Origin of the sequence: Tardiphaga sp. 866_E4_N1_4 (genome assembly GCF_052076075.1) — a bacterium.
GTDB classification, from domain to species: Bacteria; Pseudomonadota; Alphaproteobacteria; order Rhizobiales; family Xanthobacteraceae; genus Tardiphaga; species Tardiphaga robiniae.
The window spans coordinates 2,231,490-2,246,255 of record NZ_CP197242.1; the positions used below are offsets into that span (position 1 = coordinate 2,231,490).

The following is a 14,766-nucleotide window of genomic DNA, read 5'->3' on the forward strand; positions in this document are numbered from 1 at the left end:
GACTTTACTGCTGGATAAGGTCTGTCCGCAGGCCGCTCCGGATGGCATCGGAGCGCGTCTCGCCGTAGGGTTTCGCCATGGACGCGACGTTCAAGACAGCCGGCAAGCCTCCCGGGGCCACCCCCGCCACCACATGGTGGCGCGGCATCGGGCTGCGCCAGGTCAGGCTGGTCTGCGGACTCGTGCTGTTCACCTATCTGCTCAGCCATTTTCTGAATCACGCGCTTGGCAATATCTCGCTCGACGCGTTGCAGACCGGCGTCGTCATCCATGCCGGCTTCTGGCAGTTCTTTCCAGTCGCCGTGACCTTCTATTCGGCGGTGACGATCCATGGCGTGCTCGGCATCTGGGCGCTGTTCGAACGCCGGCAGTTCCGCTGGCGAGCCGTCGAGCCGCTGCAACTGGTACTCGGGCTCAGCATTCCCGCACTCATCGTCGGCCATGTGGTCGCCGTCCGCCTGGGAGAAAACCTGTACGACATCAATCGCAGCTATCCTCAGGTGTTCTATGGCTGGATCACCTCACCCGCGAAGACGTGGTCGATGTATCTCGTGGTGGTCGTGTCCTGGCTGCACGGGTGTATCGGACTGTATTTCTGGCTGCGGCTGAAAGCCCATTTCAAGAGCCTCGCGCCCTATCTTCTATCGGCTGCCGTGCTGATCCCGACACTGGCGCTGCTTGGCATCTTCCAGGGCAAGCGTGAGGTCGAGGCCAAGCTGGCATCGCCGCAATGGCAGGCCGAGAATTTCGGCCCGGACCGGATGGGCACCGCTCCACAGCAGCAGACACTGGGCGACATCACCGACGATCTCCTGATCGGCTATCTCGCGCTGCTCGGTATCGTGCTCGCAGCCCGGGCCATCCGCATGGTCGTCGAACGCCGCGCCGGGATGATCAATCTGTCCTATAGCGACGGTCGCAAGCTGCGCGTCCCTCTCGGCCTCAGCGTGCTGGAAGCGAGCCTGCGTCATCGCGTGCCGCATGCCAGCGTCTGCGGCGGACGCGCGCGCTGTTCGACCTGCCGCATTCGCGTCACCAGCGGTGTCGAGACATTGCCGGCACCTTCCGCGCGCGAAGCCTTCGTGCTGAGCAGGATCGGCGGCGCTGCAGATCCCGCGGTCCGGCTGGCCTGCCAGTTGCGACCGACAACTGATGTGGCCTTCGTTCAACTGTTCGCACCGCAGGTGACCAGCGCGAATGCGCATGCGTCGCAGCCGGCGCGGATCGGCCAGGAGCGTTATCTCGTCTGCATGTTCGTCGACATGCGCGGCTCCACCATGCTCGCCGAGAAGCGGCTGCCTTACGACACCGTGTTCATCGTCAACCGTTTTCTCGATGCCGTCTCGCGAGCTGTGATCGCAAGCGGCGGCAAGCCCAACCAGTTCATCGGCGACGGCGAGCTAGCGCTGTTCGGCCTCGCCTGCGATCCGCAGACCGCATGTCGTCAGGCCCTGCAGGCTGCACAGCTCATTGCCGAGAATATCGAGGAACTCAATCGCGCCCTCGCCCATGACCTGCCGAAGCCGCTGCGTTTCGGCATCGGCATTCACGGCGGCGAAGTCATCGTCGGCGATATCGGCTATCGCGACCACATGGTGTTCACCGCACTCGGCGATGCGGTCAATGTCGCTGCACGCCTGCAGGACATGACCAAGAGCCTCGCTTGCGAAGTCATCATCTCCGAAGAAGTCAGCACCACTGCAGGCCTCGCGGGTGACGCGCTGCCACAACAGGACGTTGCGATCCGTGGTCGCGCCGCGCCGATGAATGTACGCACGATCACAGATGCCAAGGTACTTTCATCTCTCGTGACCAGCGACATGGTTTCCGCGCTTTAACGCTGTTCCTGCAGGGCGCACACGCTTTGCCCGCCTGAACAGGCATTCAGAAAATTCCTACGGAATTTCTTCGAACCCGCTCCGAAATCGATGCGACGAATTTGCGATGGATCGAACAGACAGATCCCGCAACCAGCGCTCCGCGCATCACTGAAGGAGAATGATCATGTTTCGCAAACTCGCACTCGCATTCGTTGCTGCAGCTTCTCTCGGCGCGATGGCGCTGACGCCGTCCACCGCATCGGCCCATGGCTGGGGCTGGCATGGCCATCACCACCACTTCCATGGCGGCGGCTTCTACGGCCCCACTTTCGGCATTGGCTATGTCGGTGGCGGCGGTGGATGCTATGTGAGCCGCCGTGTGATGACGCCCTACGGCCTGCGCTGGCGCACGGTTAACGTCTGCTACTAGTCCTCGCATGAGGGCTGCGAACCCCGGCCGTCTCGGCCGGGGTTTTGCATTGCAGCGATATCACTCGCGTGCAGGCGACAACGCATGGTCGTATCGCGGCTGATCCTGGCACTCTGCTTTTGCGACCTTCCGCCGCGTCGGAAACATCCTGAATAGCGACGAATCCCGGCAAATTGGACAGATAACGGTCGGTTTGGACGATTTCTGCACGCCGTTTGAGCTATCAAGCTTGGCAATCCGCGGGTAACGTGCGCATGTCGGATATGCCGGTTTGCGGGGACCGGCAGTTCGTTATCGATTTTGATCCCGCGGAGACGACGTGATGACTAAAGGCACTGTGAAGTGGTTCAACCCGACGAAGGGTTATGGATTCATCCAGCCGGCGAATGGCGGCAAGGACGTGTTCGTTCATATTTCGGCAGTTGAGAAGGCTGGCCTTTCGACACTGAACGAAGGACAGACCGTTGAATTCGAGGAAGTTGCCAACCGCGGCAAGACCTCGGCTGAGAACCTCAAGGTCTGATACATCTGGTTTGATACCAGTGTGATCCGGCTGCTTCCCTGAAGTTTTCCAGATCACGCCTCAACAATGTAGAGCGCATTCGGCACGAGCGGTTTCCTCCAAAGGGGCACCTCTCCTGCAACGCAATCAGTTTCACGCAGGATTGCGCTAATTCGATCCGCGGTGTGCGCTCTAGCCTAACTCCAAAAACCCGAGCTGAGATCTTTGTAAGGTCCGCTCCTTAGAGCCGCCAGTTGACGTGACGCACGCCTCAGCGACGCGACGGCCCTCCATTCCCTGCTTCAGTTTTCCTTGACCCACTGATCGGCCGGCTTGACGTCCGGCAGCTGTGCATAGCCGCGCGTCCACATGTCGACCACCCATTCGGTGCCCGTCGCGCGGTCCAGCAGCACGGCGGTATTGTGCGGCGTCTGCAGCACCAGCGCATTGCCGCGATAGCGCGGATTGCCCACCGTGTGATGCTTCAGCAAACCCCAGTCCTGGATGATCAGCAGCAGGCTGGTGACGTTGCGCGTCGTGTCCCAGCAATCGAAATTATGCTTGTCGTCGAAGTAGCGGAAATCCGCATTGGCGATCCGCTTGTCGGTGCCGAGCACCGGGCCGACGCGGCGGTCCCACCACACCACCGCCTTCTGCACGGCCGCGCGTTCCGCCGCGGCCGACGCCTTGCCCGCGGCGAGAAGCTTGGTGAGCGCGGCCCTGTCGGCAGGCGTGAAATCGAAGGCGTGGCGACGCCGGCAGACGAAGCCGTAGCAGATGGTCATGGAACCGGCCGATGGCGGGTAGATCGACACCGACGTGTAGAGATCGCTGACCTCGCGGGACATTTCGATCGCGCGCGCATGCGACATCGAGAACAGGCCGGTCACTGCGATGACACCTGCCGCCATCAGAATACGAAAATCGGTGACACGAAGATTGAAGTGGCCTGCCCGCATGATTTGCTCCGAGAGAAACGCGCGGAAACCTAACGCAGCGTTCTCGGACTGCCAAGGCAACGGCGGCGTTATCCCGGCTCGCTATCCCACCGGCAGCGGTGCGTCGCGCTTCACTTCTTCCATGACGGCGTAGGTGCGGCTCTCGCGCACGCCGGGCAGTGCCAGCAGACTCTCGCCGAGAAAGCGACGATAGGCGCTCATGTCGGCGACGCGCGCCTTCACCAGATAATCGAAACCGCCGGCCACCATGTGGCACTCCAGCACTTCCGGCGCGAGCCGCACCGCGCGGGCGAAGCGCTCGAATACGTCGGGCGTGGTCTTGTCGAGCAGCACCTCGACGAACACCAGCAGGCCAAGGCCGAGCATCTGCGGATTCAGCCGCGCGCCATAGCCTTCGATATAGCCGTCGCGTTGCAGCCGCTTCAGCCGCTCGCCAACCGAGGTCGGGGACAGGCCGACCTTCTCGGCGAGCTCAACATTGGCGATTCGGCCGTCAGCCTGCAGGACGGCGAGGATTTTCCGGTCAACCTTGTCGATATCGCTCATATCGGAGGTATAGCACGATCATTTCCAGATTATCTAAGGTAAAATCGCGATATCTCCTATCGAACTACGGGAAGACCGGGACTAGGCTTGCAGGATATCCGAGGAAACGCCCATGCCGCCCGATTTCATGCCTCCCTTCACCGCTCCCTATGCACCGGATGATGGGGCCATCGCCGCCCGGCTTCTGGCCGACGCAGCAATGACGCCCGCCCAGGACGCACAGATCGACGCAGCGGCCACGCGCCTGATCGACGCGATCCGCACCAAGGACGACCGTTTCGGCGGTGTCGAGGACATGCTGCGGGAATATGCGCTCTCCACCAAGGAGGGCCTTGCGCTGATGGTGCTGGCCGAGGCGCTCTTGCGGGTGCCGGACGCGCGGACCGCCGACGCCTTCATCGAGGACAAGCTCGGTCAGGGTGACTTCATTCATCACGAGACCAGATCCAGCGCCTTCCTGGTCAACGCCTCGGCCTGGGCGCTCGGCATCTCGCAGCGCGCGATCCAGCCCGGCGAGACGCCGACGGGAACGCTCGGCCGGCTGGCAAAGCGGATCGGCCTGCCCGCAGTGCGCACCGCGACGCGCCAGGCGATGCGGCTGATGGGCAGCCATTTCGTGCTCGGCGAAACCATCGACGCGGCGCTGGCCCGCGCCCGCACGCCGTCCGAGCGTCCGGCGCGCTATTCCTTCGACATGCTCGGCGAAGGCGCCCGCACTGCCGACGACGCGCAACGTTATTTCGACTCCTATGCCTCGGCCATCTCGGCCATCGGCCACGCCGCGGGCAACAACCCGCTGCCTGACCGGCCGGGCATCTCGGTCAAACTCTCGGCGCTGCATCCGCGCTATGAGGCGGTGAGCCATCGGCGCGTGATGCGTGAACTGGTGCCGCGCCTGATCGTGCTGGCGCAGCAAGCGAAGAGCTATGACCTCAATTTCACCGTCGATGCCGAAGAAGCCGACCGACTCGAATTGTCGCTCGATGTCATCGATGCGGCCTTTGCCGATCCCTCGCTGGCAGGTTGGGATGGCTTCGGGCTTGCGATCCAGGCCTATCAGAAGCGCTGCGCCGACGTGATCGACCACATCGACGCGCTGGCGCGTCGTCATGATCGCAAGATGATGGTGCGCCTCGTGAAAGGCGCCTATTGGGACACCGAGATCAAGCGCGCACAGGAACGCGGGCTCGCTGGCTATCCCGTGTTTACGCGAAAGGCGATGACCGACCTCAACTACATCGCCTGCGCACAGAAGCTGCTCGCGATGCGGCCGCGCATCTTCCCGCAATTCGCCACGCACAACGCGCTGACGGTCGCGACCATCCTCGAACTGGCCGGCACCAGCGGCGGCTACGAATTCCAGCGCCTGCACGGCATGGGCGACGCGCTTTACGATCAACTCGGCAAGGACCACCCCGCTATCCGCTGGCGCACCTATGCGCCGGTCGGCAGCCATCGCGATCTGCTGGCCTATCTGGTGCGGCGCCTGCTGGAGAACGGCGCGAACTCGTCCTTCGTGGCGATCGCCGCAGATGACGCCGTGCCGGTCGCGACGCTGCTTAAGCGGCCTGCCGCGATCATCGGCTCTTCGAATGGTGCGCACCATCCGAAGATCCCTTTGCCGGCCGATCTCTATCGACCCGAGCGGACCAATTCACACGGCATCGAATTTGGCGAACGCGCTGCATTGGATGAATTGCTGGCCGAGATTGCGGCCAGCAAGCCAGACATGGACGAGGTCGTTGATGCCAATGCCGAGCAGGCAAATGGCGCGGTGACGGCAGCGCGCACAGGCTTTGCGTCATGGAGCCACACCCCAGCACATGAACGCGCGGCGATCCTCGACAACGCCGCCGATCGTCTGGAACAGCGCCGCGCGTCCTTCACCGCATTGCTGCAACAGGAAGGCGGCAAGACGCTCGATGACGCGCTGTCGGAGGTCCGCGAAGCCATCGACTTCTGCCGCTATTACGCCGCGCAGGGCCGCAAGCAATTCGGCACTGGCCAGACAATGCCCGGCCCCACCGGCGAGAGCAACGTGTTGAGCCTGCGCGGCCGCGGCGTCTTTGTCGCCATCTCGCCGTGGAATTTTCCGCTGGCGATCTTTCTCGGCCAGGTGAGCGCCGCGCTGGTGGCCGGCAATGTAGTTGTGGCGAAACCGGCCGAGCAAACGCCACGCATCGCGACGCAAGCCGTACGCCTGCTTCATGAAGCCGGTGTGCCCACATCAGCATTGCATCTGATCCAGGGCGACGGCCGCACCGGGGCAGCGCTCGTCGCGCATCCCGCCATCGCCGGTGTGGTGTTCACCGGCTCGACCGAGGTGGCCCGATCCATCAACCGCACCCTCGCCGCCAAGGATGGCCCGATCGTGCCACTGATCGCCGAGACCGGCGGCATCAATGCGATGATCGTCGATGCCACCGCGCTGCCGGAACAGGTCGCCGACGATGTGGTGATGTCGGCGTTCCGGTCGGCCGGGCAGCGTTGCTCCGCGTTGCGGCTGCTATTGGTGCAGGACGATGTCGCCGACCGCATGATCGAGATGATCGTGGGCGCAGCCCGGGAACTCAAGCTGGGCGATCCCCGTGATACCGCCACCCATATCGGCCCGGTGATCGATGCCGAAGCGAAGCAGAAGCTGGATGCGCATATCGCGCGCATGACCATCGAAGCACGCGTGCATCTCGCGGGCACAGCACCTGCAGGCAATTTCGTCGCGCCGCATATCTTCGAGCTCGCGAGCGCGCGGCAACTGACCGAGGAAGTGTTCGGCCCGGTCCTGCATGTGGTGCGGTACCGCGCTGCCGACTTCGACAAGGTGCTGCAGGATATTGCCGACACCGGCTTCGGGCTCACGCTCGGCGTGCATTCGCGGATCGACGATATGGTTGAGCGCGTGATAGCCCGCCTGCCGGTCGGCAATGTCTATGTGAACCGCAACATGATCGGCGCCGTGGTCGGCGTGCAACCCTTCGGCGGCTTCGGTCTGTCCGGCACCGGCCCGAAAGCCGGCGGCCCGCATTACCTCGCCCGCTTTGCCACCGAACAGACGGTGACGATCAATACGGCTGCCGCGGGTGGCAATGCAGCATTGATGACAGATCAAAACTGATCCTTCTTACCCTCCCCTGGAGGGGGAGGGTCGGTGAGCAGCACGCAACGCGTGTTGCGAGACGGGGTGGGGTGAAGCCACAACGACGGAGCTTGCTGCTTCACCGCACCCCGCTGCGCGCTATGCACGCAGCGACCCTCCCCCTCCAGGGGAGGGTTAGCTGAGGCCGTTGCATCACCCATCGAAGATGGGTCAAATGCGTCACCGGATTCCGGATGGAATTAAATTCCGGCAGACGGCAAGAACAACACGCAGAACAAAAGCGACGGGAGTGACGCATGGAAGACGGTCTGTTCAAGGGGCTGAAGGTGCTTGACTGTGCGAGTTTCATCGCCGCGCCCGCCGCAGCCACAGTGCTGTCCGACTTCGGCGCCGACGTCATCAAGATCGAACCGCCCGGTGCTGGCGATCCCTATCGCAATCTGCCCAACCTGCCCGGTTATCCCAAGAGCGAGCACAATTATGCGTGGATGATGGAGAGCCGGAACAAGAAGAGCCTCGCGCTCGATCTGGCCAAGCCGGAAGGTCAGGCGGTGCTCTACAAATTGATCGCCGAGGCGGATGTGTTCATCACCAATTTCCCGCCGCCGGTGCGCAAGCGCCTGAAGATTGCCTATGAGGATATCGCGCCGCTGAACGAGCGGCTGATCTATGCCTGCTTCACAGGCTATGGCGACAAGGGCGCGGAAGCCGACAAGCCAGGTTTCGACTCGACGGCCTGGTGGGCGCGCTCCGGCATGATGGATCTGGTGCGCGCCGACGAGGACACGACACCCGCGCGTTCGATCGCCGGCATGGGCGACCATCCCTGCGCCATGGCGCTGTATGGCGCCATCGTCACCGCACTCTACAAGCGCGAGAAGACCGGTAAGGGTTGCCAGGTGAAATCCAACCTGATGGCCAATGGCGTGTGGTCGTCGAGCGTGCTGGCGCAGGCCAAGCTGGTGGGTGCCAAGTTCGAGAAGCGCCGCTCGCGCGAGGAAGCGCTCAATGCCGTCACCAATCACTACAGGTGCCGCGACGGTCGCTGGATCATGCTGTCGCTGCTTGCCGAAGAGCGGCAATGGCCGGCTTTCACCAAATGCCTCGGCCGCGAGGACCTGCGCGACGATCCGCGCTTCGCAACCAAACCCGATCGCCATGCGCGCTCGGTCGAGCTGATCAGGATCCTCGACGAGGTGTTCGCGACCCGCGACCTCGCCGACTGGCGCGAGCGGCTCGACGGCAATGGCCTCGTGTTCGGCTTTGTCGGCATTCTCGACGATATTCCGAACGATCAGCAGATGAAGGACAATGACGTGCTGATCCCGTTCGAAGGAACCGACATCCTCACCATCAACAGCCCGATCTGGGTCGGCGGCGAGACCAAGCGCAAGCCGCATCTGCCGCCGTCCATCGGCCAGCACAGCGACGAGATCCTGCGCGCCGCCGGCTTCGATGATGCCGATATCGCGCGGTTGCGCGCTTCCGGCACGGTAGCATAGTCGCGCAAGCCGCGGACTACGCAGCCCGCGCGAAAGAGTTTCAAATTGCGATGCGGCCTGTGATCACGAAGTGGTCACGGGCCGATCTGAAACCGCCTCTCCCAGCACGCGTAACTGATCTCGTTAGCGCAACAGGCACCCGCCATGTCGTGCGGCCACGAGATCACGACGTCTGCGGATTCCCCGCCGGCGACGCCACTATCAACCGGGAGACGACCATGTCCAAGAAGCGCATTGCACTACTGTCATTTGCCGCTTTCAGCACGCTGATGATTTCGGCGAGCTTCCTTGAGCCTGCTGCTGCCAAGATGATGAAGGGCGAGAACACCGTCATGGTAGGCGGCGCCGCGATGTATCCGTCGAAGAACATCGTCGAGAACGCGGTGAATTCGAAGGATCACACCACGCTGGTCGCCGCCGTGAAGGCCGCCGGCCTCGTCGATACGCTGGCCAGCCCCGGCCCGTTTACCGTCTTCGCGCCGACCAATGCCGCATTCGGCAAACTACCGAAGGGCACGGTCAATACGCTGGTGCAGCCCGAGAACAAGATGACCCTCACCAAGATCCTCACCTATCATGTGGTGCCCGGACGGCTCTCGGCGGCCGACCTCACCGATGGCAAGAAGCTGACCACCGTCGAAGGCGAACAGCTCACCGTCAAGCGTTCGGGCGGCAAGGTCACGATCGTCGATGCCAAGGGTGGCGCCTCCACGGTGACGATCCCGAACGTCAACCAGTCGAACGGCGTGATCCACGTCGTCAATACCGTGCTGATGCCGGGCTGATCGTTCCAACGCACAGTCCGAATTGACGCATCTCGCCTCTCCCTATCCGCAGGGAGAGGCATATTTTTCGACTAGCGCGCCAGCAGCCAGCCGAAGAAGCCGAGCCCGAGCAGAACCGCCACACCGATAGCCCAGACGCTGACGCGGATGCTGCTTGTCGTCTGCTGTTTGCTCTCGTTCTCGGCGATCGCGATGTCGCGTTCCTTGATCTCTTTGTCGGTCTCGTTCATCGCGCCCTCATTTCATTTCACGAAACACATGCCAATCGCAGACGACGCATCCGCGCCAACCTGCTGACAGGCGAGACCTTCGGCACAGGTCCAGGACGCGAAGCTCTTGTCCGCGACGCCCTTCTGCTTCGGTCGATAACATGTCGCACCCCAGCCATCGAGGAGAGGCGATCCCGCGAGTTCATTGTTACCACGCATCTGCGGACGATCCGAAAACCCGCGCGAAAAATCCGGCGCCTTTCCATCGCGTATCGCCATGACGATATCGCGACGGCGGGGCTGGTCACCGATGAAATGCGGCGATGCGGCAACCGTTCCCTGCGATTGGTCTGCCAGCGTGTCCGCACCCGGAAAATGGAAGCCACCGATGCCGCGGATCTGGTGGCAACCACCGCAGGTGATGTCGTTCAGCCGCCGCGCGAAGCCAGCCGGCGAACGGATATTCTCCAAGGCGCCGCCCTGCGCCACTGCCCGCTCCAGCGCGGCGACGACGTCACGCTCGCTGAACACGCCCTTCCCCTTGCTGTCTATCAGCCCGAACTCCGGCTGCAGGGCCGACGGTGCAAAGCCGGCTGGTGTCGACGACAGCGACGAGGTGGCAAGGAATTTCTCGGGGATCAACACCATACCGCGATCGAAGCTGCGCAGATTGTTCGGCGCGAGCAGCCAGTCGCGAAACGCGCGACCGAGCGCCGCGTCAGCCAGCAACCGGTCACGGTCGATCTGGTTCTCCATGGGTGTCTCGCGAAACTGCTTCGCGCTGGCATCGAAGCGAAACACCTTCTGCAAATAGTCGGTGCGAAATTCCTGCGTATCGGATTTCGACTGATGCGCAATCTGCAGATTGGTCTCGATGCGATCAATATGCGCGGCTGTGATTGTCGCAAGCGGGCCATCCGGTTTCAGCAAGCGATCCGCGCGCGCAGCGCCAGTCTCGGTGAACAACGCAGAATCGAGCCAGCGCCCGGCGAGATCCGCGCATGTCACCGACGCATCGTTCGGATCCTTCGCACGAAGCACAAGATTGAGCGTCATCGGCAGGCGCGGCGGCGTTGTGCCAGCGGCCGTGCGCGTGAGGCGATAGATCAGCCTGATCTCCCCGCAGGTATCCGGCGCGACATAGGCCCGGTCCATACGATTGACGATTCCGGCGAGCACGAACCGCGCATCGGGCGATGTCAGCATCGCCTGGTCGAACAGTTGCACATCGTGTCCAGGGCCGACGCCGATGCTCACGCCCGGCTGGTGTGTGCGGTGATCGGCGAGATAGCGCGCGAAGGCATCGTCCAGCACGGCGCGGACCGGCGTCATCGGAGGCAGGGCGAACAGGGCATCGTTGGGGATCGGTGTTGTCCGCGCGGGATCGAGCAGCTGCGCGAGGCCGAGACCGTGGGTGTTGTGCGTTTCCAGTGCCCACAACACACCGGGATCGGTGACGGCGAGACCGTTGCCCTCGTTAGCCTGCGCGACAGCGACAGGAGCTACGAGGCCGAGCAGCGCGGCAATGAGGCTCAAGCGAAGTCGCACGGTGCAATCCCAGACGTCACGCCGGGAGGCTAGCCCAAAACAAAGGCCGCTGCACCAGCAGCGGCCTGAGCGCAGTCATCACAGGAAGAGCGGATCAGCGGGCGACGATCAGGCCGCGGCTCGTGACCACCGTCCAGCGGCCGTCCTGCTTGCGGATCGCATCGACGCGGCCGAGACCGGGAACCGGGTCGCCGGCATAGACTTCGAAGATTCCGGCACGGCCCTCGATGGTGGCGCCGCCGCCGGCGATGTCGATGATGCGCCAGCCTTCGACCATGGGCAGGCGCGCAACTTCGGGCTTCGGTGTCGGGGTCGGCACCGGGGCGTTGATCGAACCTGTCACTTCCTTGGCCGGTGCCGAGGCAACCGGTGCAGGGGCCGGCGCAGCAGCAGGCTGCGGCGTGGTGCGCAGCTTTTCGACGGTCTCGCTCAGCTTCGCGAGTTTCGCGGCCGGTTCGGCCTGGCCCTTCTCAAGCTTGTCGAGACGCTCGGCAGACTTCGCGCGCGCCGCAATGGACTGCTTGGCGTTGCGGTCGACCTCGGCCTTGAGCGCCGAGAGTTCGCCGTCGAGACGGGCAATGTGTTCTTCCAGTGCCTGGTTGGTCGACTTGGTGTCGTCGGCGGCAAACAGCTTGCCGAGGCCCGACATGGCCACCGAACCGCCGACTGCGCCGACGGTGATACCCAGCGCGATCATCGCGGCAATCGCCATCATCCGGCTGCGGCCAGCCTTCTCTGCCGACTCAATCTTCGGCTCTGAATTGACGAAGTCTTCCCAGGAGTGCTCGCGCGATGCACTCTCGCGGGATGCGCCGTCACGCGGGCCGCTGTCGCGGGAGGGAGCCATGATGGTGATCCGACCTGGCGCACCGAGCTTCGGCGCTTCCCTCTTCGGCATCTGGGCGGGGCGCTCAGCACCGCTGCGATCGTCGCCCTGCTCCGGTGCGAGCTTCGGCGAATCCACATGGATATCAGCATCGTGGGAACCGGCCGCCGCCGCCGCGCCGGTATCGACGTGATCGCCGCTGACGTCTGGGGTGGAATCGGCCTTGTGCTCGCTCACGATCAAATTCTCCGGAATAGATGAACACTTTGGTAACTTTCATTGCTTGCCAAATCCTTACCGGCCACCGTGCTTACGAAAATTTCACCTCTTATCCGGCGGCGGAACCGTTGCTTGACGCGCACGCGCCCCGCTCGCACAACACCTGCAAACAGAACAATCGGGGAAATGCCATGAAGCTCTACGATTCCATCGGACCGAATCCGCGCGTGGTGCGCATGTTCTTGGCCGAGAAGGGCATCAGCCTCCCCGTCCAGACCGTCGATCTGGCTGCCGGCGAGAACCGCGAGCCCGCTCATCTGGCGCGCAATCCGCATGGGCAGATGCCGACGCTCGAACTCGATGATGGCGCCTATGTGTCCGAAACCGTCGCGATCTGCGAATATGTCGAGGAGACGCATCCGACGCCGCCGCTGATCGGCACTACGCCGGAACAGCGCGCGGAGGCACGGATGTGGCGGCAGCGCGTCGATCTCAACATCTGCCAGCACATCGCCAATGGCTATCGCTTCGCCGAGGGGTTGAAGCGCTTCGAGACGCGCATCGTCTGCGTACCCGATGGCGCGCCGGGCCTGAAGACAATCGCCATCGACCGGCTGCGCTGGCTCGACGGACAGATGGGCAGCAAGACCTTCATCTGCGGCGAGCGGTTCACGATGGCCGACATCGTGCTGTTTTGCTGGCTCGATTTCGCCGACAAGGTGAAGCAGCCGTGGGATCGCGAAAATGCGAAGGTCGCGGCGTGGTTCGAGCGCGTCGGCGCGCGGGAGTCGGCGAAGGCGTGAGCGGAGGTCAATGGCCTCTCCACGTCATTGCGAGGAGCGAAGCGACGCGGCAATCCAGAAGGCCACAAGCGAAGACTGGATTGCTTCGCTACGCTCGCAATGACGGCTGAGGGAGCAGCGCGCTACAGCACCACCGGCGCATCCGGCAGCTCGTTCACCGAGCCGGCATCACGTGGGAAATGCGTCACCAGATGCTGCGTCACCGCGTCGATCCCCTTGATCACGCCGCGCTCGAAATGCCCGGCGCGAAACTCCGCCTCCATCATCTGGCAGATCGCTTCCCAGCCGGCTTTGCCGACGCGGGCATCGATGCCGCGATCGACCACGATCTCGACATCGCGATCGGCGAGCAGCAGATAGATCAGCACGCCGTTGTTATGCGCGGTGTCCCAGACGCGCAGTTGCGCGAACACATCGATGGCGCGTTCGCGGGCGGACTGATTGCGGAACAGCGGCGCGCCGTCCAGCGCACCTTCGACGACAAAGCGGATCTGTCCGGCATGGCTGGCTTCGGAGGCCTTGATGGCCTGCTCGATCCTTGCGAGCGATTGCGGCGGGAACGCCTTGCGGACCCGCGAGCGATTGCCGAGCAGATGGTTGCCGATGCGTTTCAGGCTCATCACCAACTCCCCGAAGCGCCGCCGCCACCGAAACTGCCGCCGCCTCCGCTGAAGCCGCCGCTGCTCGATGAACTCCCTGATGACCAGGAACCGCCGCCGCCCCCGATATAGCCACCACCACGGCGTCCACCGCCTCCGCCGCCCGACATGAGGGCCTCGCTGATCAGCGTAAAGAAAAACGCGACCGCGCCGAGAATGCCGCCGAACAGCAGGCTGCCGGCGACCAACCAGACCACCGTGGTGACGAGCCCGCCGGTCGCCAGCGAGCCGAACAGCCGGCCGAAAATGTTGCGCAGGATGCTGCCGAAAATCAGAACGCCGAACAGCAGGAACGGCGCATATTCCATGATCTGATCGAGGGCATTCGAATTGCCCTTCCATTCATCCGGCGCCGGCAGCGGCTCGCCGTCGACCACCTTGATGATCTGGTTGACACCCGCCGAGATGCCACCGGCAAAATCGCCGGTCTTGAAGCGCGGTGTGATGATCTCGTCCATGATCCGTTTTGTCGTGACGTCGGTCAGCGCGCCTTCGAGGCCGTAGCCAACTTCGATGCGGAGCTTGCGATCGTCCTTGGCGACCAGCAGGATCGCGCCGTCATCGACTTTCTTGCGGCCGATCTTCCAGGCTTCAGCAACGCGGATAGAGTATTGCGCGATGGCTTCCGGCGCCGTGGTGGGCACGATCAGCACCACGATCTGGCTGCCCTTGCGCGACTCGAAATCACGCAGCGCGCTGTCGAGGGACGCCTGTTCGCTCTGGCTCAGCGTCGCGGTCTGATCGACCACGCGCCCCGTCAAAGCCGGCACGGCCACATCGGCCAGAGCGACGGCGCTCCAGCACAGCAGCAATGCCAGCAGACAGGCTTTGATCACCTTCATCGGATCGGCCTGATCGGCA

Annotated in this window: 14 protein-coding genes; 7 read left to right on the forward strand and 7 right to left on the reverse strand. The window is 63.4% G+C overall.

Annotated features, from left to right (window positions below; all coding sequences use genetic code 11):
- Positions 1 to 77 precede the first annotated feature (77 nt).
- The 3 genes from AB8B20_RS11005 (at position 78) to AB8B20_RS11015 (ending at position 2,773) form a co-directional block, all read left to right on the forward strand.
- Positions 78 to 1,838, forward strand: a complete 1,761-nt coding sequence (locus tag AB8B20_RS11005; protein ID WP_439072580.1) for an adenylate/guanylate cyclase domain-containing protein — start codon at positions 78 to 80, stop codon at positions 1,836 to 1,838.
- Positions 1,839 to 2,004: 166 nt separating this feature from the next.
- Positions 2,005 to 2,250 (forward strand): hypothetical protein, encoded by a 246-nt coding sequence (locus AB8B20_RS11010; RefSeq protein ID WP_089265306.1) that lies wholly within the window; start codon positions 2,005 to 2,007, stop codon positions 2,248 to 2,250.
- Between the two features lie 322 nt (positions 2,251 to 2,572).
- Positions 2,573 to 2,773 (forward strand): cold-shock protein, encoded by a 201-nt coding sequence (locus AB8B20_RS11015; protein WP_068734210.1) that lies wholly within the window; start codon positions 2,573 to 2,575, stop codon positions 2,771 to 2,773.
- A gap of 281 nt (positions 2,774 to 3,054) precedes the next feature.
- Here the strand turns inward: AB8B20_RS11015 and AB8B20_RS11020 are convergent, their stop codons facing one another.
- Positions 3,055 to 3,663, reverse strand: a complete 609-nt coding sequence (locus AB8B20_RS11020) for a hypothetical protein (RefSeq protein WP_089265708.1) — start codon at positions 3,661 to 3,663, stop codon at positions 3,055 to 3,057.
- Positions 3,664 to 3,792: 129 nt separating this feature from the next.
- Complete coding sequence (locus AB8B20_RS11025) at positions 3,793 to 4,257, reverse strand: Lrp/AsnC ligand binding domain-containing protein (RefSeq protein ID WP_439072581.1); 465 nt, start codon at positions 4,255 to 4,257, stop codon at positions 3,793 to 3,795.
- Between the two features lie 112 nt (positions 4,258 to 4,369).
- Here AB8B20_RS11025 and putA point away from each other — a divergent pair, with 112 nt between their 5' ends.
- The 3 genes from putA to AB8B20_RS11040 all read left to right on the forward strand — a co-directional run bounded on the left by putA (position 4,370) and on the right by AB8B20_RS11040 (position 9,641).
- A complete protein-coding gene (putA, locus tag AB8B20_RS11030) occupies positions 4,370 to 7,372 on the forward strand; it encodes a bifunctional proline dehydrogenase/L-glutamate gamma-semialdehyde dehydrogenase PutA (protein WP_439072582.1) in 3,003 nt (1,000 codons plus the stop codon).
- A gap of 278 nt (positions 7,373 to 7,650) precedes the next feature.
- Positions 7,651 to 8,856: a CaiB/BaiF CoA transferase family protein gene (locus tag AB8B20_RS11035; protein WP_439072583.1), complete on the forward strand. Its 1,206-nt coding sequence runs from the start codon at positions 7,651 to 7,653 to the stop codon at positions 8,854 to 8,856.
- Positions 8,857 to 9,074: 218 nt separating this feature from the next.
- On the forward strand, positions 9,075 to 9,641 hold the full coding sequence (locus AB8B20_RS11040) for a fasciclin domain-containing protein (RefSeq protein ID WP_175368393.1): 567 nt from the start codon (positions 9,075 to 9,077) through the stop codon (positions 9,639 to 9,641).
- Positions 9,642 to 9,712: 71 nt separating this feature from the next.
- Here the strand turns inward: AB8B20_RS11040 and AB8B20_RS11045 are convergent, their stop codons facing one another.
- The 3 genes from AB8B20_RS11045 to AB8B20_RS11055 all read right to left on the reverse strand — a co-directional run bounded on the left by AB8B20_RS11045 (position 9,713) and on the right by AB8B20_RS11055 (position 12,461).
- Positions 9,713 to 9,871: a hypothetical protein gene (locus tag AB8B20_RS11045; RefSeq protein WP_176454609.1), complete on the reverse strand. Its 159-nt coding sequence runs from the start codon at positions 9,869 to 9,871 to the stop codon at positions 9,713 to 9,715.
- Positions 9,872 to 9,883: 12 nt separating this feature from the next.
- The gene (locus tag AB8B20_RS11050; protein WP_439072585.1) at positions 9,884 to 11,398 is read right to left on the reverse strand and encodes a hypothetical protein; all 1,515 of its coding nucleotides are present in this window, start codon (positions 11,396 to 11,398) and stop codon (positions 9,884 to 9,886) included.
- A 94-nt stretch (positions 11,399 to 11,492) separates the two neighbouring features.
- The gene (locus AB8B20_RS11055; protein ID WP_439072587.1) at positions 11,493 to 12,461 is read right to left on the reverse strand and encodes a hypothetical protein; all 969 of its coding nucleotides are present in this window, start codon (positions 12,459 to 12,461) and stop codon (positions 11,493 to 11,495) included.
- Between the two features lie 173 nt (positions 12,462 to 12,634).
- Here AB8B20_RS11055 and AB8B20_RS11060 point away from each other — a divergent pair, with 173 nt between their 5' ends.
- The gene (locus AB8B20_RS11060; protein ID WP_439072589.1) at positions 12,635 to 13,246 is read left to right on the forward strand and encodes a glutathione S-transferase family protein; all 612 of its coding nucleotides are present in this window, start codon (positions 12,635 to 12,637) and stop codon (positions 13,244 to 13,246) included.
- Between the two features lie 122 nt (positions 13,247 to 13,368).
- Here AB8B20_RS11060 and AB8B20_RS11065 read toward each other — a convergent pair whose 3' ends face one another.
- Positions 13,369 to 13,866 carry a TPM domain-containing protein gene (locus AB8B20_RS11065; RefSeq protein WP_439072590.1) on the reverse strand — a complete coding sequence of 166 codons (498 nt, stop codon included), beginning with the start codon at positions 13,864 to 13,866 and terminating at the stop codon, positions 13,369 to 13,371.
- Positions 13,866 to 14,747: a TPM domain-containing protein gene (locus AB8B20_RS11070; RefSeq protein WP_439072591.1), complete on the reverse strand. Its 882-nt coding sequence runs from the start codon at positions 14,745 to 14,747 to the stop codon at positions 13,866 to 13,868. The genes AB8B20_RS11065 and AB8B20_RS11070 overlap by 1 nt, the downstream gene beginning before the upstream one ends.
- Positions 14,748 to 14,766: the final 19 nt, after the last annotated feature.